Annotated in this window: 24 protein-coding genes; 10 read left to right on the top strand and 14 right to left on the bottom strand. The window is 73.9% G+C overall.

Going from position 1 to position 23663, the window contains the following annotated elements; translation table 11 throughout:
* Positions 1-47: 47 nt before the first annotated feature.
* The gene (locus ACIRD3_RS01775; RefSeq protein WP_402209976.1) at positions 48-419 is read left to right on the top strand and encodes a YbjQ family protein; all 372 of its coding nucleotides are present in this window, start codon (positions 48-50) and stop codon (positions 417-419) included.
* Positions 420-589: 170 nt separating this feature from the next.
* A complete protein-coding gene (locus tag ACIRD3_RS01770; RefSeq protein ID WP_402210762.1) occupies positions 590-1798 on the top strand; it encodes an NAD(P)-binding domain-containing protein in 1209 nt (402 codons plus the stop codon).
* A 24-nt stretch (positions 1799-1822) separates the two neighbouring features.
* Here the strand turns inward: ACIRD3_RS01770 and paaE are convergent, their stop codons facing one another.
* The 8 genes from paaE to ACIRD3_RS01730 all read right to left on the bottom strand — a co-directional run bounded on the left by paaE (position 1823) and on the right by ACIRD3_RS01730 (position 10442).
* On the bottom strand, positions 1823-2965 hold the full coding sequence (gene paaE, locus ACIRD3_RS01765; RefSeq protein WP_402209973.1) for a 1,2-phenylacetyl-CoA epoxidase subunit PaaE: 1143 nt from the start codon (positions 2963-2965) through the stop codon (positions 1823-1825).
* On the bottom strand, positions 2966-3598 hold the full coding sequence (gene paaD / locus ACIRD3_RS01760) for a 1,2-phenylacetyl-CoA epoxidase subunit PaaD (protein ID WP_402209970.1): 633 nt from the start codon (positions 3596-3598) through the stop codon (positions 2966-2968).
* 44 nt (positions 3599-3642) lie between these two features.
* The gene (gene paaC / locus ACIRD3_RS01755; RefSeq protein WP_402209967.1) at positions 3643-4548 is read right to left on the bottom strand and encodes a 1,2-phenylacetyl-CoA epoxidase subunit PaaC; all 906 of its coding nucleotides are present in this window, start codon (positions 4546-4548) and stop codon (positions 3643-3645) included.
* Between the two features lie 13 nt (positions 4549-4561).
* Positions 4562-4855 carry a 1,2-phenylacetyl-CoA epoxidase subunit PaaB gene (paaB, locus tag ACIRD3_RS01750; RefSeq protein ID WP_030056311.1) on the bottom strand — a complete coding sequence of 98 codons (294 nt, stop codon included), beginning with the start codon at positions 4853-4855 and terminating at the stop codon, positions 4562-4564.
* Entirely contained in the window at positions 4852-5871 is a 1020-nt protein-coding gene (gene paaA / locus ACIRD3_RS01745) for a 1,2-phenylacetyl-CoA epoxidase subunit PaaA (protein WP_402210760.1), read from the bottom strand. The genes paaB and paaA overlap by 4 nt, the downstream gene beginning before the upstream one ends.
* Positions 5872-6136: 265 nt before the next feature.
* Positions 6137-7591, bottom strand: a complete 1455-nt coding sequence (locus tag ACIRD3_RS01740) for a M20 family metallopeptidase (protein ID WP_402209964.1) — start codon at positions 7589-7591, stop codon at positions 6137-6139.
* A 725-nt stretch (positions 7592-8316) separates the two neighbouring features.
* Complete coding sequence (locus ACIRD3_RS01735; RefSeq protein ID WP_402209961.1) at positions 8317-8976, bottom strand: response regulator; 660 nt, start codon at positions 8974-8976, stop codon at positions 8317-8319.
* Entirely contained in the window at positions 8973-10442 is a 1470-nt protein-coding gene (locus ACIRD3_RS01730) for a sensor histidine kinase (RefSeq protein ID WP_402209958.1), read from the bottom strand. The genes ACIRD3_RS01735 and ACIRD3_RS01730 overlap by 4 nt, the downstream gene beginning before the upstream one ends.
* 235 nt (positions 10443-10677) lie before the next feature.
* On the opposite strand from ACIRD3_RS01730, the gene ACIRD3_RS01725 reads away from it, so the two are divergent.
* The 4 genes from ACIRD3_RS01725 to ACIRD3_RS01710 all read left to right on the top strand — a co-directional run bounded on the left by ACIRD3_RS01725 (position 10678) and on the right by ACIRD3_RS01710 (position 14387).
* Positions 10678-11430: a class I SAM-dependent methyltransferase gene (locus ACIRD3_RS01725; protein WP_402209955.1), complete on the top strand. Its 753-nt coding sequence runs from the start codon at positions 10678-10680 to the stop codon at positions 11428-11430.
* 132 nt (positions 11431-11562) lie between these two features.
* On the top strand, positions 11563-12576 hold the full coding sequence (locus ACIRD3_RS01720) for an aldo/keto reductase (protein ID WP_402209952.1): 1014 nt from the start codon (positions 11563-11565) through the stop codon (positions 12574-12576).
* A gap of 140 nt (positions 12577-12716) precedes the next feature.
* Entirely contained in the window at positions 12717-13304 is a 588-nt protein-coding gene (locus ACIRD3_RS01715; protein ID WP_402209950.1) for a TetR family transcriptional regulator, read from the top strand.
* A gap of 129 nt (positions 13305-13433) precedes the next feature.
* Positions 13434-14387, top strand: coding sequence for an ADP-ribosylglycohydrolase family protein (locus ACIRD3_RS01710; RefSeq protein ID WP_402209947.1), 954 nt, complete (start codon positions 13434-13436; stop codon positions 14385-14387).
* On the opposite strand, the gene ACIRD3_RS01705 is transcribed toward ACIRD3_RS01710, so the two are convergent.
* Complete coding sequence (locus tag ACIRD3_RS01705) at positions 14354-14620, bottom strand: GlsB/YeaQ/YmgE family stress response membrane protein (RefSeq protein WP_402209944.1); 267 nt, start codon at positions 14618-14620, stop codon at positions 14354-14356. The genes ACIRD3_RS01710 and ACIRD3_RS01705 overlap by 34 nt on opposite strands.
* Positions 14621-14829: 209 nt before the next feature.
* The gene (locus ACIRD3_RS01700) at positions 14830-15096 is read right to left on the bottom strand and encodes a GlsB/YeaQ/YmgE family stress response membrane protein (RefSeq protein WP_402209941.1); all 267 of its coding nucleotides are present in this window, start codon (positions 15094-15096) and stop codon (positions 14830-14832) included.
* 183 nt (positions 15097-15279) lie between these two features.
* Between ACIRD3_RS01700 and ACIRD3_RS01695 the strand changes: the two genes are divergently transcribed.
* A complete protein-coding gene (locus ACIRD3_RS01695; protein ID WP_402209938.1) occupies positions 15280-16548 on the top strand; it encodes a glycosyltransferase in 1269 nt (422 codons plus the stop codon).
* Between the two features lie 114 nt (positions 16549-16662).
* On the opposite strand, the gene ACIRD3_RS01690 is transcribed toward ACIRD3_RS01695, so the two are convergent.
* The 4 genes from ACIRD3_RS01690 to ACIRD3_RS01675 all read right to left on the bottom strand — a co-directional run bounded on the left by ACIRD3_RS01690 (position 16663) and on the right by ACIRD3_RS01675 (position 21761).
* A complete protein-coding gene (locus tag ACIRD3_RS01690; RefSeq protein ID WP_402209935.1) occupies positions 16663-18225 on the bottom strand; it encodes an NCS1 family nucleobase:cation symporter-1 in 1563 nt (520 codons plus the stop codon).
* 39 nt (positions 18226-18264) lie between these two features.
* Entirely contained in the window at positions 18265-19278 is a 1014-nt protein-coding gene (locus ACIRD3_RS01685) for a TIGR03842 family LLM class F420-dependent oxidoreductase (protein ID WP_402209932.1), read from the bottom strand.
* Between the two features lie 198 nt (positions 19279-19476).
* Positions 19477-20907: a dihydropyrimidinase gene (gene hydA / locus ACIRD3_RS01680; protein WP_402209930.1), complete on the bottom strand. Its 1431-nt coding sequence runs from the start codon at positions 20905-20907 to the stop codon at positions 19477-19479.
* Between the two features lie 11 nt (positions 20908-20918).
* Positions 20919-21761, bottom strand: a complete 843-nt coding sequence (locus tag ACIRD3_RS01675) for a nitrilase-related carbon-nitrogen hydrolase (RefSeq protein WP_402209927.1) — start codon at positions 21759-21761, stop codon at positions 20919-20921.
* 471 nt (positions 21762-22232) lie between these two features.
* Between ACIRD3_RS01675 and ACIRD3_RS01670 the strand changes: the two genes are divergently transcribed.
* From ACIRD3_RS01670 to ACIRD3_RS01660, 3 genes are all read left to right on the top strand, one after another.
* On the top strand, positions 22233-22310 hold the full coding sequence (locus ACIRD3_RS01670) for a putative leader peptide (RefSeq protein ID WP_101948289.1): 78 nt from the start codon (positions 22233-22235) through the stop codon (positions 22308-22310).
* 196 nt (positions 22311-22506) lie between these two features.
* Entirely contained in the window at positions 22507-23040 is a 534-nt protein-coding gene (locus tag ACIRD3_RS01665; protein WP_402209924.1) for a cysteine dioxygenase, read from the top strand.
* Positions 23034-23420, top strand: a complete 387-nt coding sequence (locus ACIRD3_RS01660) for a rhodanese-like domain-containing protein (RefSeq protein WP_360251340.1) — start codon at positions 23034-23036, stop codon at positions 23418-23420. The genes ACIRD3_RS01665 and ACIRD3_RS01660 overlap by 7 nt, the downstream gene beginning before the upstream one ends.
* Positions 23421-23663 lie beyond the last annotated feature (243 nt).

Here is a 23663-nt window from a genome sequence, read left to right as displayed (position 1 = left end):
GCCCCGCCTCGGTCACCCGGACGCACGACATGGGCAGGATGACTCCCATGTCTGACATCAACGAGTACGGCGGCGGGCAGGGCCCGAACGCCGACGTCCTGGTCGTGACCACCAACGACATCCCCGGCTACCGGGTCGATCACGTGATCGGCGAGGTCTTCGGGCTGACCGTCCGCAGCCGCCACATCGGCAGCCAGATCGGTGCCGGTCTGAAGTCGCTGATCGGCGGCGAGCTGCGCGGTCTGACCAAGACCCTGGTCGAGAGCCGCAACGAGGCGATGCAGCGACTGGTGGAGCAGGCCAAGGCCCGCGGCGGCAACGCCGTCCTGATGATGCGCTTCGACGTGACGGAGGCGGCGGACGTCGGCACCGAGGTCTGCGCCTACGGCACGGCCGCGGTGATCTCCCCGCTCGCCTGACGCCGCCACGCCCCTCCTGCCACCTCCGTGTCCGGGGCCGGAGCCGGGGCCGGCGGGAACAGCCGCCGACCTCCCGATGTTTCACCGTCGTGACTGTTTACGGTGCAACGAACGGCGGGGGCGCGAACGGCGAGGGCGCGAGCCACGAGCGCGCGGGTGCGGCGCAACGCGTGGACGTCCTGGTGGTGGGCGCCGGGCAGGCGGGCCTGTCCGCCGCCTACCACCTGCGCCGCCGCGGCTTCGCCCCGTACCGGGCGGGTGTCGACGGCGGCTTCGTCGTGCTCGACGCGAACGCCGAGCCCGGCGGCGCCTGGGCGCACCGCTCGCCGTCTCTGCGGATGGCCACCGTGCACGGCTTCCACGATCTCCCGGACGCCGAGCTTCCCCCGGCCGACCCCGAGGCCCCCGCGCGTGAGGTGGTGCCGGGGTACTTCGCGGCGTACGAGGCCCGGCACGCGCTCCCGGTCGTGCGCCCGGTGGTGGTGCGCGCCGTACGCGCCGAGTCCGAGCGCCCCGAAGCCCGGCTGCTTGTCGAGACCGATCGCGGCACCTGGTCCACCCGCGCGCTGATCAACGCCAGCGGCACCTGGACCCGCCCGTTCCTCCCGCACTACCCGGGCCACTACGCCGGCCGCCAGTTGCACTACGCCGAGTACCGCGGCCCCGGGGAGTTCGCGGGCCGGCGCGTCCTGGTGGTGGGCGGCGGCGCCTCGGCGGTCCAGGTGCTGTCCGAAGTGGCGGCGGTCGGCGAGACGGTCTGGGTCACCCGCTCCGAGCCCGTCTTCCACGAGGAGCCGTTCACCCCCGAGTACGGGCGCGCGGTGGTCGCCAAGGTCGAGGAACGGGTCCGGCAGGGCCTGCCGGTGCGCAGCGTGGTGAGCGTGACCGGCCTCGGCCCGTCCGTCGCCTACCGGCGCGCCGAGGAGCTGGGCGCGCTGCACCGCCGGCCGATGTTCGACCGCCTCACCGAGCGCGGCGTCGCCTGGGGCGACGAGGAGCTGGCGGTGGACGCGATCGTCTGGGCCACCGGCTTCCGGCCCGAGGTCGGCCACCTCGCCCCGCTCGGTCTGCGCTCCCCCGGCGGCGGCATCGCGCTGACCGGCACGCGCGCCACCGCCGACCCGCGCGTCCACCTGGTCGGCTACGGCCCGTCCGCCAGCACCATCGGTGCCAACCGGGCCGGGCGCGCGGCCGTCAACGACCTGGTCAAGCTGCTCGGCGACCCGGCCGTCCGCGACCTCCCGGCCATCCCGACCAACCCGACCGACCCGACCAACCTGGCCGACTCGGCCGACCCGACCAACCTGGCCGACCCCACCGAACCGGTCGACCCCGCGCAGGTTCCGACGCCGCGCCGGCCCGTCCCGGCGGCCGTGTGACCGCCGCCCGACGCGTCGGGCCGGTCAGCGGTCGTAGTCGACCGTCACCCGGTCGGTGACCGGGCGGGCCTGGCAGGTGAGCACGTAGCCGGCGGCCAGTTCCTTCTCCTCCAGGGCGAAGTTGCGGCGCATCTCCACCTCGCCCTCGGTGACCAGGGCCCGGCAGGTGCCGCAGACCCCGCCCTTGCAGGCGAACGGCAGGTCCGGGCGGGAGCGCTGGGCGCCGTCCAGGATGGAGCGGTCGCGCGGGAGGCAGAGGGTGCTGCCGCGGCCGTCGAGGACGACGGTGACCTCGCTCTGCGGGCCACCGTCCGTCCGGTCCTGGGCGTCCGTGCGGTCCCAGTCCTCGTCGCGCTCCGGGAGCGGCTCGTCCTCGGCGTGGAACAGCTCCTGGTGCACCCGCTCGGCCGGGACGCCCAGCTCGGCGAGCAGCTCCTTCGCCCCGGCGACCATGCCGAACGGGCCGCACAGCCACCAGTGCCCGACGCTCCCGGCATCCACCAGCGCCGCCAGCAGCGCCCGCACCCGCTCCGGGTCGAGCCGGCCGCTGAGCAGCTCGGCGTCCCTGGTCTCCCGGGACAGCACGTGGACCAGCTGGAAGCGGCCGAGGTAGCGGTCCTTCAGATCGGCCAGCTCGTCCGCGAACATCACGGTGTCACTGCGGCGGTTGCCGTAGAGCAGGGTGACGGTGGAGCTGCGGTCGGCGGCCAGCACGGAGCCGGCGATCGACAGCATCGGGGTGATGCCGGAGCCGGCCGCGAGCAGCACGTGGTCGGCGGGGACGCCGAGTTCGGGGCTGAAGAGACCCGACGGCGTCAGGACCTCCACCTCCTCGCCGGACCGGGCCTCGCGCACCAGCCAGCGCGAGAACAGCCCGCCCGGCACCTCCCGGACGGCGATCCGCAGCGCGCCGCCGGCCGGGGCGCAGATCGAGTAGGAGCGGCGCTCGTCGGCGCCGTCCACCAGCTTGCGCAGCGTCAGGGTCTGCCCGGGGCGGAAGGCGTAGTCCTCCGCCAGCTCCTCCGGCACCGCGAAGGTCACCGCCACGGCGTCCTCGCAGAGCCGCTCCACCCGGTCGATCCGCAGCCGGTGGAAGGTGGGGCGGCGAGCGGGGCGGATGCCGGTCGCCGGGGTGTCGGCGGAGGCGGGCGAGACGGCGGCGGACATTCAGATCTCCTTGACGCGTTCGAAGGGCTCCCGGCAGGCGCGGCAACGCCAGAGCGCCTTGCAGGCGGTGGAGCCGAAGCGGGACAGCTCCTCCGTCTCCGCGCTGCCGCAGAGCGGGCAGCACACCCGGTGCTCGGCGGCGGCGGTGGCCGTGGCGGTGGCGGTGGCCGTGGCGGTGGCCGTGGCGGTGGCCGTGGCGGCGCGGGTCGGGCCAAGGGCCAGCGGGACCGGCCCGGCCGCCCGCACGGCCGAGGTCGGGCGCGGCGGGGCGATGCCGGCCTCGGCGAGCTTGCGGCGGCCCTCCGCCGTGATCAGGTCGGTGGACCACGGCGGGTCGAGTCGCAGCCGCACCCGGACGTCCGGGTACCCGGCCGCGCGCAGTCGGCGGTCGACGTCGGCGGCCATCTCGGCCACGGCGGGGCAGCCCGAGTAGGTCGGGGTCAGCCAGGCCGTGACGGCACCGCTGCCTCCGTCCACCTCGACGTCCGCCAGGACGCCCAGGTCTGCCAGGGTCAGCATGGGCAGCTCCGGGTCCGGGACGCCCGCGGCGACCGCCCAGGCGAGGCCGCGGGTCGTGCCGACGGCTTCCGTCCCCGCGTCGCCCGCAGGGCCCATGGCGCCCGTAGTGCCCATGGCGCCCACGGCACCCACGGCGCCCGCGCCGACCCGGCCGCCGGTCACCACGTCGCCCCGGGGTGCGCGCGGGCCACCACCTGCAGCTCGGCGAGCAGCGGGCCGAGGGCCTCGGTGTGCACGCCGTCCCGACCGCCCCGGCCGAGGACGGTGGCCAGCGGCGGAACGTCCGGCACGGACAGCCCGGCCTCGGCGAGGACGGCGGCGAGCGAGCGCAGCACCGGCTCGCGCAGGGTCGCCGGGTCGACGCCCACCCGTAGCTCCACCGGGTGCGCCGTGAACAGCTCCTCCATCAGCGGCCAGACCGCGTCCAGCCCGGCCTGCATCCGCTCGGCCGAGTACGGCGTGCCGTCGCCGAGGCGCAGCGTCCAGGCGGTGGCGTACTCGCGGTGGTACGCCAGCTCCTTGACGCCCCGGGTGGCGACCGCCGCCAGCACCGGGTCGGCGTGCGTGCTCAGCGCCTCGTACAGGGCGCCGCGCGCGGTGGCGAACAGCAGCAGCCGGGCGACCGAGTACGCGAAGTCGCCGTTCGGGGTCTCCACCAGCCGGACGTTGCGGAACTCGTGCTCCTCGCGCCAGTACGCCAGGTCGTCCTCGGTGCGCTCGGATCCGTCCGCCTGGCCGGCCCGGGTGAGCAGCAGGCGGGCCTGGCCGAGCAGGTCGAGGCCCAGGTTGGCGAGCGCGACCTCCTCCTCCAGCTCCGGCGCCCGGGTGCACCACTCGATCAGCCGCTGGGCGAGGACGAGGGCGTCGTCGCCCAGCATCTGGCAGTAGGCGGCGAGGTCCGCGCCGTCCGTCCCGGCGGGCAGGGCGGTGTCCACGCCGAGCAGCGGGTCGGCGAAGCCCGTGCCGTACGCCCAGCGGCCCTCGCCCTCGGGGCCGGGGGTGGCCTCGGTGAGGCTGAGGTAGACGTGGTCGTCCTCGGTGGTGGACGTGGTGTGGTCCTGCATGGTGGTTCCCCCGTCAGATGTGCGGGACATCCTCGGGGATGTCGTAGAAGGTCGGGTGGCGGTAGACCTTGTCGCCGCTGGGCTCGAAGAACGGGTCGCGCTCGTCCGGGGTGGAGGCGGTGATCGCGTCCGAGCGGACCACCCAGAGGCTGACGCCCTCGTTGCGGCGGGTGTAGAGGTCGCGGGCGGCGAGCAGGGCCATCCGGTCGTCGGCCGCGTGCAGCGAGCCCACGTGGACGTGGTTCAGGCCGCGCCGGGGGCGCACGAACACCTCGTACAGCGGCCAGCCGGCCTTGGACTCGGTCACTTTCCGTTCTCCTGTTCGGTGGCGTGCGGGGCGAACCGCTCGTCGGGCTGCCCCGCGGACTGCTCCGCGGCGCGCTTGGCGGCGTAGGCGACGGCCGCCTCGCGGACCCAGGCGCCGTCCTCGTGCGCGGCGCGACGGCGGTCGATCCGCTGGGCGTTGCAGGGGCCCTGGCCGCGGATGACCCGGTTCAGCTCGGACCAGTCCGGCTCGCCGAAGTCCCAGCCGCCGCGCTCCTCGTTCCAGCGCAGCTCGGGGTCGGGGAGGGTGACGCCCAGGTGCTGGGCCTGCGGGACGGTCATGTCGACGAACCGTCGGCGCAGCTCGTCGTTGCTGTGCCGCTTGATCCGCCAGGCCATCGAGCGGGCAGAGTTCGGCGAGTCGGCGTCCGTGGGGCCGAACATCATCAGCGACGGCCACCACCAGCGGTCCACCGCGTCCTGGACCATCCGGCGCTGCCCCTCGGTGCCGCGCATCAGCGTCATCAGGAGCTCGTAGCCCTGGCGCTGGTGGAAGGACTCCTCCTTGCAGATCCGCACCATCGCGCGGGCGTACGGGCCGTAGCTGCAGCGGCAGAGCGGGACCTGGTTGCAGATCGCCGCGCCGTCCACCAGCCACCCGATCACGCCGACGTCGGCGAAGGTGAGGGTCGGGTAGTTGAAGATCGAGGAGTACTTCTGGCGGCCGGAGATCAGCTTCTCGGTGAGCTCGGCGCGGTCGACGCCGAGGGTTTCGGCGGCGGCGTAGAGGTAGAGGCCGTGGCCGGCCTCGTCCTGGGCCTTGGCGAGCAGGATGGCCTTGCGGCGCAGCGAGGGGGCCCGGGTGAGCCAGTTGCCCTCGGGCTGCATGCCGATGATCTCGGAGTGGGCGTGCTGGGCGATCTGGCGGATCAGGGTCGCCCGGTAGGCGTCGGGCATCCAGTCCCTGGGCTCGATCCGCTGCTCGGCGGCGATGACCGCCTCGAAGCGCTCCTCCGGCGTCTGCGCGGGGAACGCCTCGGCCACCTCTGTTGTCACCACGGTCACCTCTCGCGTCCCGATCCTCGCGCACTCGCGCACCAACCGACTGACCGTTCGGTCGGTACCATTCTGCGCGGCGGGGTGGAGGCATGGCAAGGCGCGAAACAGATAACAGCTGACAGATTTCGAAATCTGTCAGCTGTTATCTGTCATCCGTCATCTGTTATCCGTCGGCTGTCGGCTGTCGGCTGTCGGCTGTTATCCGTCGGCTGGTGACCGTCGCCCGTTACCGGCCGACCGCCGACCGCCGACCCGCGTCAACCGCTCACCCCTCCGCGCGGTCGCGCAGTCGCGGCAGCGGCACGGCGAGGAGTGCCGCCAGCAGGGCGATCCGGGGGGCGATCTGGTCCAGCCGGATGTGTTCGTGCCGGGCGTGGGCACCGGCGCCAACCGCGCCGAAGCCGTCCAGCGTCGGCAGTCCGCGCGAGCCCGGCAGGTTGGTGTCGCCCGCCCCGCCCGCGGGCGCGCCGTCCAGCTGCTGCCCGAGCACCGCGGCGAGCGAACGCACGTGCCGCAGCAAGGGGTTGCCCGTCCGCTCGGGCCAGGCCGGGCGGCTGGACAGCACCTCCGTCCGCACCCTCGCGCCCGGGCGCAGTGCGGTGAGCCGGGCGAGGTGGTCGAGCGTACGGCGCTGCGCCTCCGCGGTGGAGAACCGCAGACCGAGCTCGGCCTCGGCCCGGCCCGCGACCACGTTGGCACGCGAACCCCCGCTGATCCGACCGGCGTTGAGCTCCGTTCCGGGCTGGCCGGCAAGGCCGCGGACGAGCACGAGCTGGTCCACCAGCTCGTCCACCGCCGACACCCCGTCGTGCGCGTCGTTGCCCGCGTGCGCTTCCCGCCCGGTCACGGTGAGCCGGACCCGGGTACTGCCGCGCCGCGCGGTCTTCAGCCGGCCGTCGGGGTGCGGCGGTTCGAGCCCCAGCACCGCTGCGGCGCCGCGCAGTTGGCGCTCGACCAGGCGCCGCCCGTCCGGACTGCCGACCTCCTCGTCGGAGACCACGACCAGGCGAACGGTCCGGTGCGGCCGCTCCCCCAGGTCCGCGAGCAGCGCCAACGCGCCCTCCAGGATGGCGAGTCCACCCTTCATGTCGACCACGCCGGGCCCGGTGAGCCGGCCGTCCTGCTCGGTGACCGGCCAGTCCGCCAGGGTGCCGGCCGGCCAGACGGTGTCGTGGTGGCCGACGATCAGCAGGTGCGGCAGGGACTCGTCCCGCCCCTCCCACTCCAGGACGAGGTGGTCACCGGCCGGGCCGGGCTCGCGTCGGGCGGTGGCACCGGTGGCACGGAACCCGGCGGCCAACTCCTCGGCGAGGGCGTCGAGTCGGGGCGCGTCCCCGCTGGGCGACTCGATCCCGGCCAGGTCGGCACAGCGGCGCCTGACGGCGCCGGCGAGCGTACGGGCGCGGGTGCTGAGCGCCTGCGGCAGACCGGGAAGCGCCGCGGTGACCGCGCCGTTCACGGTGGCGGCGACGGAGGCCGCGGAGCTGGTCGCGGAGGTGCTCGGGGAGGTGCCGGCGGTCCCGGCGACGGTGGTCACGGCCGTGGTCGGGCCCGGGTCCGCCGTGACCGCGGTGACCGGGACGGCCGGCGCGGTGGCGTCCGTCGCGGTGGCGGCGCGGGTTTCGCCGTCGGCGGCGTCCGGGACGGAGACCTCGTCCCGGTCGGCGATGTCCACGTCGGTGCCCGGCGCGGCCGGCGACCCGACGACCTGGGGACTCAACGCTCGCCTCCGCGGCCGCCGCCGGTATTCAGCGGCCGTACCGGCCGACCGCTGCCCCCGGGGTACCGGGCCCGACCGGAGCCCCCCGTGCGGCCGGGACGATCGGCGGCCCCGTTGATCGGTCGGTCTGGCCCAAGTGCGGTGGAACGGCTGGGCGGCGTGCTTGGCATTGCGTCCTCCTCGCTCGATCCGGTGGCCCCGGTCCGCCCGGAGCCCCGTGGACGGCGGCCTCCCGGCGGCGGGCGCGAAGGCCGGACCGCCGCAGGGAAGCCGAGATGTGAGCCTAGAAGAACCGTTCGGTTTCCTGCGAGGTGGCCCTGCTCCCAGCGTGCCGGTACCGGGCCCGACCTCGGGCACCCGCCGGAGAACGGCGACGGGCGCACGGCACGCGGGCCTGGGATCGGCGCGCGGGCGCGGTCGCCGGATCGCGCCCATCTCCACCATGGACCCGCCGCCGGAGTTCGGCAGCGCAAACCGCCAAGGCACGGCATTTCCACGCCGGATGGGTGACAGCGGCTCAGCATGCGATACGAACCGGGAGCACGCGGCGGCTCAGGGAAGCCCGTTCCGGCACCCGGCTTGATTCCGGGGAAGGTCCGGGGAACACCCGTGTGAACACCGGCCGGTGCGATGCCCCGACGAGACCGCCGTGCGCCGCTCCCGAAGGCTCGGACGGCACCGCGTGCACCGGTGCGGACGGCGCGCAACGCGGCGGGGCCGCCGATTCAGGCACCGTTCCCGACCAGCCCGGCATCGCGTGCCAACAGCGCGGCCTGGACCCGGTTGCCGACACCGAGCCCGGTCAGGATCCGGCTGACGTGCGCCTTGACGGTGCTCTCGCGCATCCCCAGCACACCCGCGATCTCCGCGTTGGAGAGCCCGTCGGCGAGTTCGCGCAGCACGTCGGTCTCGCGCGGGGTGAGTCCGGCCACCCGGCCGCGGGCCGCGATCGAACGGGGCGCGCCCACGCGGTGGTAGCGGTCGATCAACCGCCGCGCGGCCACCGGGTGCAACATCCCCTGCCCGCCCGCGACCACGTGCACGGCCCGGGCGATCTCCGCGGGCGGGGTGTCCTTCAGCAGGAAGCCGTCGGCCCCGGCGGCGAGCGCTTGGTACACGTACTCGTCCAGGTCGAAGGTGGTGAGCGCGATGACCCGCGGGGCGTCGGGCAGTTCGCGCAGGCGCCGGGTGGCGGCGATGCCGTCGAGCCGGGGCATCCGGATGTCCATCAGCGCGACGTCGATCCGCCGGCTCCCGGCGAGTTCGACGGCCTGGAGCCCGTCGGCGGCCTCGGCGACCACGGTGAGCGCCGGGTCCCGGGTGAGCAGGTCGACCAGGCCGAGGCGGACCAGCGCGTCGTCGTCGACCACCATCGTGCGGATCATGCCTCGTCCTTCGGCTGCTGCTCCGGCCGGCTCGGCGGCCTCGCCGGCTCGGGCGGTAGGGGCGGTAGGGGCGGCAGGGGCGGTTCCGGCGGGCTCGGCGGGCTCGGCGATTCGGACGGGCTCGGCCGCGGATACGGCGGCTCCGGCCGGTCCGGCCCGTCCGGGGGACTCAGCGGCTGCGGCGGCCGGCCCGGCGCGGGCAAGCGGGCGGAGAGTCGGAAGCCTCCGCTGCCGTCCGGGCCCGCCTCGAGGTGTCCGCCGAGTGCGCCGACCCGTTCGCCCAGCCCCACCAGGCCGTACCCGCCGCCTACCACCGGAGCGTCCGGCGGCGCCTCGGCCGGGCCGTTGCGGACCTCGACGGTCGTCGCCGGCGCCCCGTAGCCGACCCGGACCGCGACGGGCGCGGCGGGCGCGTGCTTGCGGGCGTTGGTCAGCGCCTCCTGGACCAGGCGGTGTACGGCCAGCCGGTGGGTGGTCGGGACTGTCTCCGGATCCCCGGAGAGGGCCAGTTCCACCCGCTGCCCGGCCCCGGTCGCCTCGCCGACGAGGTCGGTGAGGTCACGCAGGGCAGGCGCCGGGACGGACAAGGCGACGGGCACAGCGACGGGCACGGGCCCGGACGCCGACTCGGGTATCGGGGCGGGCCCGGGCACCGTGCGCCCGGACGCCCCGTACCCGGCGACCGACGGGGCCGGCGGGGTCGGTAGGTCTGCCCGCAACGCTCCCAGGACGTCCCGCAGGTCGTCGAGCGAGCGGGCGGCGGTGGCACGCAGGAGTTCGAGGCGGTGGGCGAGCCGGTCCGGGTCCGCGGCGACGGTACCGTCCCGGGCCTGGTCCCGGAGCACCCCGGCGTGCAGCACCAGCAGGCTGAGGCGGTGGGCCAGCACGTCGTGCATCTCCCGTGCGATCCGGGCGCGTTCCGCGGACCGGGCGTGCTCGGCGCGCAGCTCGCGCTCGCGGCGCAGCGCGTCGACCTGTTCGCGCAGGGTGCGGATCAGCACCCGTCTGCCGTGCAGCCACAGGCCGACCGCCAGGGTGGCGGCCTGGACGAGGAGTTGGGAGCCGGTGGTGCCGGCCCAGCCGACCAGGGATTCCGGGCCCGTCGCGCCGATCATCGCGACAGCCCCGCCGACCACCGCGATGACCGCACCACCGGCCATCGCCGGGCCGGTGCGGCCGAGGGAGGCGAGGTGGAAGACGCTGAACAGGCCGGGGAACGCCCGGTTGAACAACCCGGCGGTGAGCACCGGTAATACGGCGGAGGCGACCGGGTGGCGGCGGGCGAGAACCAGCGAGAGCGAGGCGAGCGCGGCCACGACCGTCCGCGGCACGCGCAGCGGACCGTCCGCGCGGAGCCACTGGACCAATGCTTCCTCGGTGGCGAGGGCGAGCACGCAGAGGAGCAACGCGCTGTCCGTCCAAGGCCGGTGGCCCGGACCGTACCAGCCGAGCATGCTCCGGCGCATCGCGATCCCTCCTCTCCTCGTCCGCTGCGGGTCATCCGCTCGGCCATCCGCTCGGGGCGCCGCCTCGGGTCGTCCACTCGGGGCGCCTCGGGTCGTCCGCTCGGGCTCGATGCTAGGCGCGCCCGGCTCCACGGCGCCTCCGTCTTCCGGCCAACCGCACCCTCGACTTCCGTCGGGGGTGCCCGTCGCTGACCGGCCGATTCACCCCGCTCCCGCCCTCCCTAGCGTCGACCGCATGACCGACGAACAGCTCATCCGACGCCCCAACTCCAGCTCCCTTTCCAGCATTTCGGCCTCCAGCGGCGACCGTCTGCTGTTCCTGGCCGAAGCACTGCGCACCTTCCACGACACCGGCGCGCTGGCGCCGAGCGGCCCGGAGCTGGTGAACGCCCTCGTGGTGCCGGCCATGAGCCGCCCGGACCGTCCGATCTCGGTACTGGAGGTCGGCGCCGGCACCGGCGTGGTGACCCGCCGGCTGGTCCACGTGCTGCGCCCGGGAGACCGCTTGCACGTCGTCGAGGCGAACCCACGGTTCGCGGACCGACTGCGGCAGGACCCGGTGCTGGCCGCCCGTCACCCCGCGGTCGGGCTGCGGCTCTCGGCCTGCCGGGTCGAGGAGCTGCCGCAGGGGCGTCCGGCGGCGGCCGGTGCGGACCCGGAGGAGCCCCGTGAGCGGTACGACGCGATCGTGTCCGGGCTGCCGTTCACCAACTTCCACCCTGCCCGGGTCCGCGAACTCCTCGACCTCTACCTGCGGCTGCTGGCGCCCGGCGGCGAGCTGACCTACTTCGGGTACCTCGGGACCACGGCGGCGCGCACCCTCACCTCGGGTCCCCGTCGGGGCGCCCGCCACCGCGCCGTAGTGCGACTGCTGCGGCAGTTCGAGGCGACGTACGGACTCGGCCGACGGACGGTGTGGCGCAACCTTCCGCCCGCCCGCGCCCACCTCCTCCGCGCCCCGGGCGGGCGAGCCGGTCCGAACAGATGACAGACGACAGATGACAGATTTCAACTTTCAGATGACAGACGACAGCGAACAGATTTTGAAATCTGTTCGCTGTCGTGCCATAGTGGCACTCGGGCCGCCCTGCCCCGCCCGCCCCGGACCTTGGAGTGCCCCATGTCCTCGACCGCCCGCCCCGCCCAGCACCGCCTCGGCACCGTCGGCCCCGTCACCTCCACGCTCGGCCTCGGCTGCATGGGCATGTCCGACCTGTACGGCCCGGCCGACGAGGCCGAGAGCATCGCGACCATCCACGCCGCCCTCGACGCCGGGATCACCCTCCTCGACACCGGCGACTTCTACGGCATGGGCCACAACGAACTGCTGATCCACGAGGCGCTGCGCGGCCGCGACCGCGACCGCGTGCAGATCAGCGTGAAGTTCGGCGCCCAGCGCAGCCCGGACGGCCAGTGGCTCGGCTACGACGCGAGCCCGGCCGCCACCAAGACCGCACTCGCCTACACCCTGCGCCGCCTGCGCACCGACCACGTCGACGTCTACCGCCCCGCCCGGCTCGACCCGAAGGTCCCGGTCGAGGAGACCATCGGCGCCATCGCCGACCTGGTGAAGGCCGGCTACGTCCGCCACATCGGCCTCTCCGAGGTCGGAGCCGACACCCTGCGCCGCGCCGCCGCCGTCCACCCGATCAGCGACCTGCAGATCGAGTACTCGCTGCTCTCCCGCTCGATCGAGGCCGCCGTCCTCCCGGCCGCGCGCGAGCTCGGCATCGGCATCACCGCGTACGGCGTGCTCTCGCGCGGTCTGCTCAGCGGCCACTGGAGCCGGGAGCGCGCCCTCGCCGGCACCGACTTCCGCGGCCACAGCCCGCGCTTCCAGGGCGAGAACCTGACCCACAACCTGGCGCTGGTCGAGGCGCTGCGTGCGATCGCCGCCGCGAAGGGGGCGAGCGTCGCCCAGGTCGCCATCGCCTGGGTGGCCTCGCGAGGCCAGGACGTCGTGCCGCTGGTGGGCGCCCGTCGCCGGGAGCGCCTGACCGAGGCCCTCGGTGCCCTCGACGTCACGCTGACCGAGGCCGACCTCGCCGCCGTCGAGGCGGCCGTCCCGGCCGGCGCCGCCGCGGGCGACCGGTACGCTGCCGCCCAGATGGCCCACCTGGACAGCGAGCGCTGACCGGCCCGGGCCGTCGGCACCCGTACCACCCCCGCACCGCACCGCCCCGGCACCACCCCCGAACCGCCAGAACCGCCCGGCCCAGCACAGCCCAGCACCGCCCAGCACCATCCGACCGCACGACCCTAAGGACGGACCCCGTGACCACGGACACCACACTCACCGCCGAGCAGATCCTGATCGCGGCGGAGGACGTCCTCCGGCGGTTCGGCCCGGCCAAGGCCACCGTCGTCGACGTCGCCCGGATCCTCGGCGTCAGCCACAGCAGCGTCTACCGCCACTTCCCCAGCAAGGCCGCCCTGCGCGAGGCCGTCACCCAGCGCTGGCTCGACCAGGCGCACTTCCAGCTCGCGGCCATCTCCACCGAGGGCGGCCCGGCGGCCGACCGGCTGCACCGCTGGCTGACGACGCTCTTCGCGGCCAAGCGGAAGAAGGCGCTCGACGACCCGGAGCTGTTCGCCACCTACATGGTGCTGGTCGACGAGAACAGCGGCACCGTCGACGCCCACATCGACACCCTGGTCGACCAGATCGCGCAGATCGTCCAGGACGGCATGGACGGCAAGGAGTTCAAGCTCGCCCACATCCGCAACACCGCCCGCGCCGTGTTCGACGCCACCGCGCCGTTCCACGACCCGGCGTACGCGGCCACCTGGTCCGCGGCCGGCGCCGACGACCGCTTCGACGCCGTGTGGAAGCTCGTCCTCGGCGGCCTGAAGGCCAAGTGACGCGCGGTTCGCGGTCACTCACGGAGTACGGACGGGCGGGGCGCCGACGACCGGAGGGAAATCCGGTCGCCGGTGCCCCGCCCGTCCGCCAGACTGGCCGCACCCAGTCGATCTCACCCGGAGGATGACATGCGTGCGGCCGGTCCGGCCTTGGACAGCCTGCAGGGGCTCGCCCTCGGCGACGCCTTCGGCGACCGCTGGTTCTCGGTCCCGGTGGACGAGGCGTCGGCGGCGCTGGCCGCGCGCCTGGTCCGCCGCGCGCCCTGGCACTGGACGGACGACACCGCCATGGCACTCGTGCTGGTGCGCCACCTGATCACCCACGGCGAGGTCCGACAGGACGCGCTGGCCGGGGAGTTCGCCGCCGAGTACGCGCGGGAGTACGGGCGCAAGTACGGCCCGTCGATGCACCGGGTGCTGCGCGGGATCGGGGCGGGCGGGGACTGGCGCGCCATCACCTCGGACCAGTTCGAGGGCCAGGGCTCGTACGGGAACGGGGCCGCGATGCGGGTCGCCCCGCTGGGTGCCTGGTTCGCCGACGACCTGGCCGAGGTGGCCCGGCAGGCCGAACTGCAGGCGCTCACCACGCACTTCCACCCGGAGGCGGTGACCGGCGCGGTGGCGGTCGCCCTCGCGGCCGCGTTCGCCGTCCGGAGCCGGGGCGAAACCCCGCCCGGCCGCACCGAGTTGCTGACCGAGATCGCCGGACGGCTGCCGGACGGCGACGTCCGGTCCGGTCTGCGGGTCGCCGCCCGGCTGCCCGCGCACACCAGCGTCCGGCACGCCGCGCACGTGCTCGGCTCCGGGAGCCTGATCTCCGCCCCGGACACCGTCCCCTTCGCCCTGTGGTCCGCCGCCGGGCACCCGGACTCGCTGCCCGAGGCCATCTGGCACACCCTGGAGGGCTGGGGCGACCAGGACACCACCTGCGCGATCGCCGCCGGCGTGGTCGCGGCCCGCACCGGGCTCGCCGACGTCCCGCCCGCCTGGCTCTCCGCCCGCGAGGACCTGCCGGACTGGGTCGCCGAAGCAACGACGACGGCTGCGGCTCAGCGCCGGACGATGCGGGACAGCACCCCGTAGAGGAACAGCAGGACCACCGCGCCGCCGATCGCCGACACCCAGGTCGTCAGGTCGAGGAAACCCACCTTCACCGTCCCGTGCATCCAGTGCGAGACGATCCAGGTGCCCACGTAGGACCCGGCGATGCCGATCAGGGTGGTGCCGATCAGCCCGCGCTCACCCCGGCCCGGCATCGCCATCCGGGCCAGGGTCCCCGACACCAGGCCCAGCACGATCCACGCCATCCAGCTCATCCGTCGCCCCTCGCGTCATCGGCGTGACGGTCCCGTCGAGACTCCGGGTCCGGACCGAAGGACGCGGGAGGGCGCCGCATGGTTTCCGGCGCCCGTGACGACCGACGCGAACCGGCCACTCCCGGACGACCCGGCTCCGAGCGGCGAATAGCGCCGGCGCCGGAAGCGCGCCAGCAGTGCACAGGTAGCGAACCGGCAGCGAAAGCCTGTCAGCGGCGCGAGTTGCCGAACAGCAGCCGGTAGACGACCAGCAGCACCAGGGCACCGCCGATCGCCGACACCCAGGTCGCCCCGTCGAAGAAGTGCGCGTTGATCGAGCGGTGCATGAAGTGCGAGGCGATCCAGCCGCCGACGAAGGATCCGGCGATGCCGATCAGGGTGGTCACGATCAGGCCGCCCGGGTCCTTCCCCGGCAGCAGCAGCTTGGCCAGCGCTCCCGCGACCAGGCCGAGCACGATCCACGCGACGATGCCCATCCGTCCATCCCTCCCGTCCCGGCGTGACGGCCCCGTCCCGCACGCTCTGCCCCGAAGGACGCCACCGCCCGCCGCGCGGTTCCGACGGCACGGGGCAGGAGGTCCGGAACCGGCCACCGCCTCCCCGCTCCGGCCTCGCGTGGCGTCCTACCGGCCGGCCGCCCGCGCCGGAATACTGCGGCCATGCGCATCCTGATCGCCACCGCGGGATCCCGCGGCGACGTGGCCCCCTTCACCGGGCTCGGGGTCCGCCTGCGGGCGGCAGGCCACCAGGTGGCGGTCGCCACCCACACCACCTTCGCCGAGTCCGTACGGGCGGCCGGGCTGGAGTTCCGTCCGCTGCCCGTCGACCCGCGCGCCGAACTCGCCTCCGACCAGGGCCGACGGCTACTGAAAGCCGGGAGCGGACCGGCGGTGATCCTCCGGCTCCTGCGACTTGGCCGGAAGTTCATGCCCGCGCTCGGGGACGGCATCGTCGAGGCCGTCGCGCTCGGCACCGAGCTCCTGCTGACCACCAGCACCACCAGCGCGCTCGGCCAGGTAGCCGCCGAAGCCGCCGGCATTCCCAGCATCGGTCTGTTCCTCCAACCCATCGCCCCCACACGGGAGTTCGCGCCCGCCGTCACCGGCACCCGGTCGCTCTCCCGGCCCGGCAACCTGCTCGCCGGGCACGCCGTCCAGGCCGCGACCGACCAGCTGTTCGCCCCAGCCGTCCGAGCGCTGCGCCATCGGCTCGGCCTGCCGCCGCTCGGCATCGGGCGGGCCCGACGCGACCACCTCGTCCTGCACGGCTTCTCGCCGACCGTCGTCCCTCGCCCGGCCGACTGGCACCCCCGGCTGGACGTGGCGGGCTACTGGTGGCCGGCCGCCGAGCCGGACTGGCAACCCCCGGCCCGGCTCGTCGACTTCCTCGCCGCCGGTCCGCCGCCGGTCTTCGTCGGTTTCGGCAGCCTGGTCGTCCCGGACCCCGAGCGCCTCACGGCGACCGTCCTCGCCGCCGCCCGTACCGCCGGGGTGCGACTCCTGCTGCAGGCGGGGTGGAGCGGCCTGGCGGCCGGGGACTCGGACACCGTGCTGACCATCGGCGACACCCCGCACGACTGGCTGTTCCCCCGGACGGCCGCCGTGGTCCACCACGCCGGGGCGGGCACCACGGCCGCCACCCTCCGCTCGGGAACTCCCGCCGTGCCGGTGCCCGCCCAACTGGACGCCCCGTTCTGGTCCGCCCGGCTCACCGCCCTCGGTGTGTCACCCGGCCCCGTCCCCCTGCGCTCCCTCAGCCCGACCCGCCTCGCCACCGCCCTCCGGGAGGCCCTGGACGACCCCCGCTACCGCGCCCGCGCCCGGGCCGTGGCCGCGGCCCTCGCCGTCGAGGACGGTGCCGCGAAGGTCCTGGCCGCCGTCGAGCGCGCCGAAGGAGGGACCGGGCGACCGCCGACGACGAACAGCTGACGAATGACAGATGACAGCTGACAGATTTCGAAATCTGTCAGCTGTCATCTGTCATCTGTTCGCTGTCATCTGTCCGCTGTCATCCGTTCGCCGTCCCCCGCCATCCGCCACCCGTCATCCGCTGCCCGTCGCCGCCCCCACCGCTCGCCGCCCCCGCCCGAGGTTGAGGAGCACGTACAGGCCCGCCGCCGCCGTGAGGCCGACGGCCCAGCCGTAGCCGGCGAGCGGCTTGAGAACCGGGATGAGCCCGTCGGCCGGGAACGGCCCCTGCTTGGCGCCGTGCGCGTCCACGGTGGAGTACGAGCCGCCCACCGCCAGCAGGCCGCCCACCAGCGCCGCCGTGACGGCACGCCAGTTCCACCCGCCCGTGTACCAGTACGCCCCGCCCGGCCGGTACAGCTCGGCGAGCTGCAGCCGAGTGCCGCGCAGCAGCCAGTAGTCCGCGATCAGGACCCCCGCGACCGTACCGAGCAGACCGCCGACCACGCCCAGCCAGGTGTAGATGTAGACGTGCGGGTCGGAGATCAGCCGCCACGGGAAGATCGCGATCCCGACCACGCCCGTGATCAGCGCCCCGGTACGGAAGTTGACGAACCTGGGCAGCAGGTTGGCGAGGTCGTAGGCCGGCGAGACGACGTTCGCGGCGATGTTCACCGACAGCGTCGCGACCAGGACGGTCAGCAGCGCGAACAGGATGCCGACCGGGTTCTCCATCTTCGCGGCCAGCTGGATCGGATCCCACACCGGTGCGCCGTACACGGCCTGGGAGCCCGAGGTGACCAGGACGGACAGGAGCGCGAACAGCGTCATCGTGGTCGGCAGACCGAGCGCCTGCCCGCGGATCTGGGCCCGCTGGCTGCCGCCGAAGCGGGTGAAGTCCGGGATGTTGAGCGACAGGGTGGACCAGAACCCGATCATGCCCATCAGCGCCGGGAAGAAGACCTTCCAGAACTCGCTGCCCCACCCCAGCGTGGACGGCTGGTCGAGCAGCGGCCCGAACCCGCCCGCCTTGACGGTGATCCACACCAGCAGGGCGAGCGCGCCGACGATGACGAACGGCGCCGCCCAGTTCTCGAAGCGCCGCAGCGCCTCCATGCCCCTCGCGATGATGGCCATCTCGATCAGCCAGAACACCAGGAAGGAGAGCCACTGCGTCCACGGGTAGCCCGCGAACTCCCCGGCGGTACGCCAGGACTCGCCGAGCAGCTTGCCCGCCAGCAGGAAGATCCCCTCCCCGCCGATCCAGGTCTGGATGCCGAACCAGGCGCAGGCCACCGCCGCCCGGACGAGCGCGGGCAGGTTGGCGCCGCGCAGTCCGAACGAGGCCCGGGCGAACACCGGGAACGGGATGCCGTACTTGGTGCCGGCGTGCCCGGTGAGCAGCATCGGTATCAGCACGATCAGGTTGGCCAGGGCGATGGTCAGCACCGCCTGCTTCCAGTCCATGCCGATCGCGACCAGGCCCGAAGCCAGTGTCCAGGAGGGGATGTTGTGGGCCATGCCGACCCACAGCGCGAGGAAGTTGTACGTGGTCCAGGTGCGCCGCGCCACCGGTACCGGCCGCAGGTCGTCGCTGGTGAAACCGTTGGGAGGCAACTCCCCGGAGGCCGGGTCGAGTTCGACCCGGCCGTCGGGGTGCTGCCACTGTCTGCCGTCGCCGGTCACGGTGTCGGCCATGGGCAACTCCCGTCTGCTGCAACTGGGATCACGTGGGGTTCACAAGTGCGGGATGACGTCCGCCCCGTAGGCGTCGATGGTGCTCTCGATCGCGTCGTGCATCGCGTACACGGCGAACTGGTGGACGCCGAGGGAGCGGAGTTCCTCCAGCCGGGCGCGCTGCGCCTCCGCCGGGCCGATCAGGCAGAAGCGGTCCACGATCTCGTCGGGGACGAAGGCGGTGTCCGGGTTCCCGGCCCGTCCGTGGTGGCTGTAGTCGTAGCCCTGGCGGCCCTTGATGTAGTCGGTGAGCGCCTCCGGCACCAGGTCGGAGTGCTCGCCGTAGTGGTTGACCAGGTCGGCCACGTGGTTGCCGACCATGCCGCCGAACCAGCGGCACTGCTCCCGGGCGTGGTCGAGCGCGGCGGGCGAGTCGTCGGCGGTGACGTAGGCGGGGGCGGCGACGCAGATGGTCACGGAGTCCGGGTCCCGGCCCGCCTCGACGGCGGCGGAGCGCACCGCCTTGACCATGAACTCGGTGAGGTACGGATCGGCCAACTGCAGGATGAAGCCGTCGGCTTGGCGACCGGTCAGCGCCAGCGCCTTGGGCCCGTACGCACCCATCCAGACCGGCAGCTCCGCACCCGGACCGACCCACGGCAGGTGCATCTCGGTGCCGTCCACCTCGACGGTGCGACCCTCGGCCAACTCCTTGATGGCGTGCATGGCTTCGGAGAGCCTGGCGAGGGTGGCGGGGCGGCGTCCGGCGACCCGCATCGCGGAGTCGCCGCGGCCGATCCCGCAGACCGTGCGGTTGCCGTACATGTCGTTCAGCGTGGCGAACAGGGAGGCGGTGACCTCCCAGGTGCGGGTGGAGGGGTTGGTGACCATCGGGCCGACGGTCAGGCGCTCGGTCTCGGCGAGGATCCGGCTGTAGATGACGAAGGGTTCCTGCCACAGGACGCAGGAGTCGAAGGTCCAGCCGTGGCTGAACCCGGCCCGCTCGGCCCGGATCATCCGGTCGATGAGCAGGCGGGCGGGCGGGTCGGTCTGCAGGACGAGGCCGATGTCCATGACGGTCTCCAGGGATCCATCGATAGGGGTGGGCCCGCCGCCCGCCCCGCGGTCGGACGGCGGTTCGGGCGGCGGTTCGGGCGCCGGATCGGCGGTTCGGGCGGCGGTTCGGGCGGCGGATCGGCGGTTCGGGCGGCGGATCGGCGGTTCGTGCGCCGGTTCGGGCGGCGGCAGGTGGACGAGGAGGGACGAGCGCGGTCAGACCAGGTACTGGCAGGTGTCGCGACGCAGGAAGGTGCCGTGGCCGGCCCGGCCGAGCCAGGTGCCGTCGTCCAGCACCACGGTGCCCCGGGAGAGCACCGTCCGTGCCCGGCCGGTGAGTCGGCGCCCCTCGTACGCGGAGTAGTCCACGTTCATGTGGTGGGTCGCCGCGGACACGGTCTGCACGGCGGTGGGGTCGTAGACGACGAGGTCGGCGTCGGCACCCGGGGCGATGGTGCCCTTGCGCGGGTGCAGGCCGAACATCCGGGCGGGCGTGGTGCAGGCGATCTCGACCCAGCGGCGCCGGCTGATGTGCCCGTCCACCACGGCCTGGTGCAGCAGGTCCATCCGGTTCTCGACGCCCGGGAGGCCGTTGGGGATCTTCGAGAAGTCGCCGCGCCCGAGCTCCTTCTGCCCGACGTAGCAGAACGGGCAGTGGTCGGTGGAGACCACCTGGAGGTCGTTGGTGCGCAGCCCGCGCCAGAGTGCCTCCTGGTGCTCGCGCGGCCGCAGCGGCGTGCTGCACACGTACTTGGCGCCCTCGAAGCCGTCGGCGCCCTCCTCGGCGAGGTTGTCGGTGGAGAGGAACAGGTACTGCGGGCAGGTCTCGCCGAAGACGTTGAGCCCGTCGTCGCGAGCCCGGGCGAGTTCGGCGAGGGCGGAGGCGGCGGAGACGTGGACCACGTAGAGCGGGCTGCCGGCGACCTGCGCGAGCTTGATCGCCCGGTGGGTGGCCTCGGCCTCCAGCAGTTCGCGGCGGACCTCGCCGTGGTACCGCGGGGCGGTCCTCCCCGCGGCGAGCGCCTGTTCGACCAGGACGTCGATGGCGATGCCGTTCTCGGCGTGCATCATGATCAGCCCGCCGTTGGCGGCGCCGCGCTGCATGGCCCGCAGGATGCGGCCGTCGTCGCTGTAGAACACGCCGGGGTAGGCCATGAAGAGCTTGAAGGAGGTGGACTCGCCGGAGTCGACGAGGGCGTCCATCTCCTTCAGCACACCGTCGTTGACGTCGGAGACGATGGTGTGGAAGGCGTAGTCGACGGCGCAGTTGCCGTCGGCCTTGGCGTGCCAGGCGTCCAGGCCCTCGCGCAGCGAGCCGCCGACCGGTTGCACGGCGAAGTCGACGATGGTGGTGGTGCCGCCCCAGGCGGCGGCCCGGGTGCCGGTCTCGAAGGTGTCGGAGGCCGCGGTGCCGCCGAACGGCAGCTCCATGTGGGTGTGGGCGTCGACGCCGCCCGGGATGACGTAGTGGCCGGTGGCGTCGATGACGGTGTCGGCGGTCCAGGCCCCGGCGGCCGAGCTGCCGGTGGCGGCGAGGGCGGCGACGCGCTCGCCCTCGATCAGGACGTCCGCGTGGATCTCCTCGGTGGCCGTGATGACGAGGCCGCCGCGGACGATCGTGCGCTGCTGCGGGTCGCGGGTGGTCATCGCGCTGCTCCTCAGGCCTCGGCGAGCGGACCGTAGGCCTCGGGGCGGCGGTCGCGGTAGAAGGCCCACTGCTGGCGGACCTGTTCGATCAGGCCGAGGTCGAGGTCGCGGACGACCAGTTCCTCCTCCTTGTCGGAGGCGACGTCGCCGACGAACTGTCCGCGCGGGTCCACGAAGTAGGACGTTCCGTAGAAGTCGTTGTCGCCGTACTCCTCGGTGCCGACGCGGTTGATGGCGGCGACGAAGTACTCGTTGGCGACGGCGGCGGCGGGCTGTTCGAGCTGCCAGAGGTAGGCGGACAGGCCGCGGCTGGTGGCGGAGGGGTTGTAGACGATCTGCGCGCCGGCCAGGCCCAGGGCGCGCCAGCCCTCGGGGAAGTGGCGGTCGTAGCAGATGTACACGCCGACCTTGCCGACGGCGGTGTCGAACACCGGCCAGCCCAGGTTGCCGGGCTTGAAGTAGTACTTCTCCCAGAAGCCCTTGACCTGCGGGATGTGGTGCTTGCGGTACTTGCCGAGATAGCTGCCGTCGGCGTCGATCACGGCGGCGGTGTTGTAGTAGACGCCGGTCTGCTCCTCCTCGTACACCGGGACGACGATGACCATCCCGAGTTCGCGGGCGAGGTCCTGCATCCGGCGCACGGTCGGCCCGTCCGGGACGGCCTCGGCCCAGCGGTAGTGCTCGGGCTCCTGGACCTGACAGAAGTACGGGGAGTTGAAGACCTCCTGGAAACCGATGATCTTCGCGCCCTGGGCGGCGGCCTCGCGGGCGTACCGCTCGTGGAGGGCGATCATGCTGTCCTGGTCGCCGGTCCAACGGGTCTGGACGAGCGCGGCACGGACGATCTGCGACATGGGTACCTCCGCAACTCCGCGGTCCGGCCGTGTGGTCGGGCCCGCGGTCCGATGGTTGACGGGGCGGGTCTCACCCGTGGGTCCGCTAGGGGATCCACGGGGTCTACGTGCGTAGAAAGCGATCTGTAGACGGTAGGCCGGGCCTTGGTGGCCTGACAATACGTCGGCGGTAACGCGTCTGGGGCGATCTTGTTACGCGGACACGCGGACGGCCGCGGGTGGGATGAAACGGTCATGTACCCCGGGAGTCCCCTCGTTACTCATGCGCGCGAAACCCGGGGGCTCGGGGTCCCTGCCGAGGGGTGGCCCGCCCGGGCGGCCGCCCGGGCGGGCGGCCGCTCGTGCCGCCTCGTGGCCGCCTCGCGGCAGGCTTGCGGCAGGCCGGTGGGCGGCTCGCGGACCGGTGGGGCCGGTGACCTGGCCGCCGATGCGGCTTGACTTCGTCCGGTTCGCTCGGGAAGGATCCGGCGCATGGACTCCGGCACCACTCTGGTTTGCCGCCTGCACGTCGATCTGCGACGCCAGGCGAGTTCCATCTGTGCCTGTTGACCTCGCACTGCCCCGCCGGCCCCGCCCTGTGACGTCTGCCAGGGCCCGCGCCGCGCACCCGCACCCGCAGTTCTGACCTCCCCGCCCCCACCCGGTGCACCCGTACGGGCCGGGCCGCTCGTCGGCCCGCGCCCGGCCACCGCCGCCGGTGGCCGGGCGCACCCCGCCGACGTTCCCGCGCACCCGAGGACGCCCGATGAGCCCGCACACTCCCGACACCGCCACGACCACCCGCCCCGCGCCCCCGACCCGACCCCCGCTCACGCCCACCCGACCCCCGCTCACGCCCACCGCCCTGCGGACCGTCGTCCGCGAGCTGGCCGAACAGCCCGACCAGTGGATCCACCACGTCCGCCTCTCCACCGAGGAGCGCTGGTACCGGCGCCTGGTGGCCGAGGACGACCACGAGGTGTGGCTGATCAGCTGGCTGCCCGGCCAGTCCACCGGCTTCCACGACCACGGCGGCTCGCGCGGCGCGTTCGCCGTGGCGCTCGGCGAGCTGGAGGAACTGTCCCTCGGCGGCCCGGAGCAGGGCCTGCTGATCCGCCGGGTCCCCGCCGGCACCGCCCGCGCCTTCGGCCCCGAGTACGTGCACGACGTGCGCAACACGGCGTCCGGGCCCGCCGTCACCCTGCACGCCTACTCGCCCCCGCTGGGCTCGATGGCGCACTACGACCTGCGGGCCGGAGGGCTCGTCCGCACCTCCGAGGAAGGACCGGAACAATGGTGACCACGATCGACGACCTGGTGGAGCGGGCTCGCGAAGGCGTCCACCGCCCGCGCGCCCGGGAGGCGTACCAGGCTCAGCTGGACGGCGCGCTGCTGGTGGACATCCGCCCGGCGGCGCAGCGGGCGGCCGAGGGGGAGATCCCGGGCTCGCTGATCATCGAGCGCAACGTGCTGGAGTGGCGGCTCGACCCGACGGGCAGTCACCGGATCCCCGAGGCCTCGGGCTACGACGTCGAGGTGATCGTGGTCTGCTCGGAGGGCTACGCCTCCAGTCTGGCCGCCGCCTCGCTCCGCGAACTGGGGCTGCACCGGGCGACCGACCTGGACGGCGGCTTCGTCGGCTGGGCCGCGTCCGGTCTGCCGACCCGTCAGGGCGGCTGAGCAGGGGCCGCGGCGCGGCACGCCCGGGGCGGCGCCGCGGCCCCACGGCACGCGCCCGGCGGGAAATCAGAGACAGGAGATGATGCAGGTCATAGTCTGATCAGAGTTTCCGCCGGTCCAAAGCTGGGCAGCCACGCGGGCGGAAGAACGCCCGGGCGGTTGGTACGACAAACGTCACCCGCACCGATCCGCACCACCGTTTGTCGACAAACCGCCATCTACCGAACGACCGACCGACACAGG

It is taken from the genome of Kitasatospora sp. NPDC093550 (assembly GCF_044764985.1).
Classification (GTDB): Bacteria; Actinomycetota; Actinomycetes; order Streptomycetales; family Streptomycetaceae; genus Kitasatospora.
Note: the sequence above shows the minus strand (reverse complement) of the source record. Positions and strands in the feature narration are given on the sequence as shown.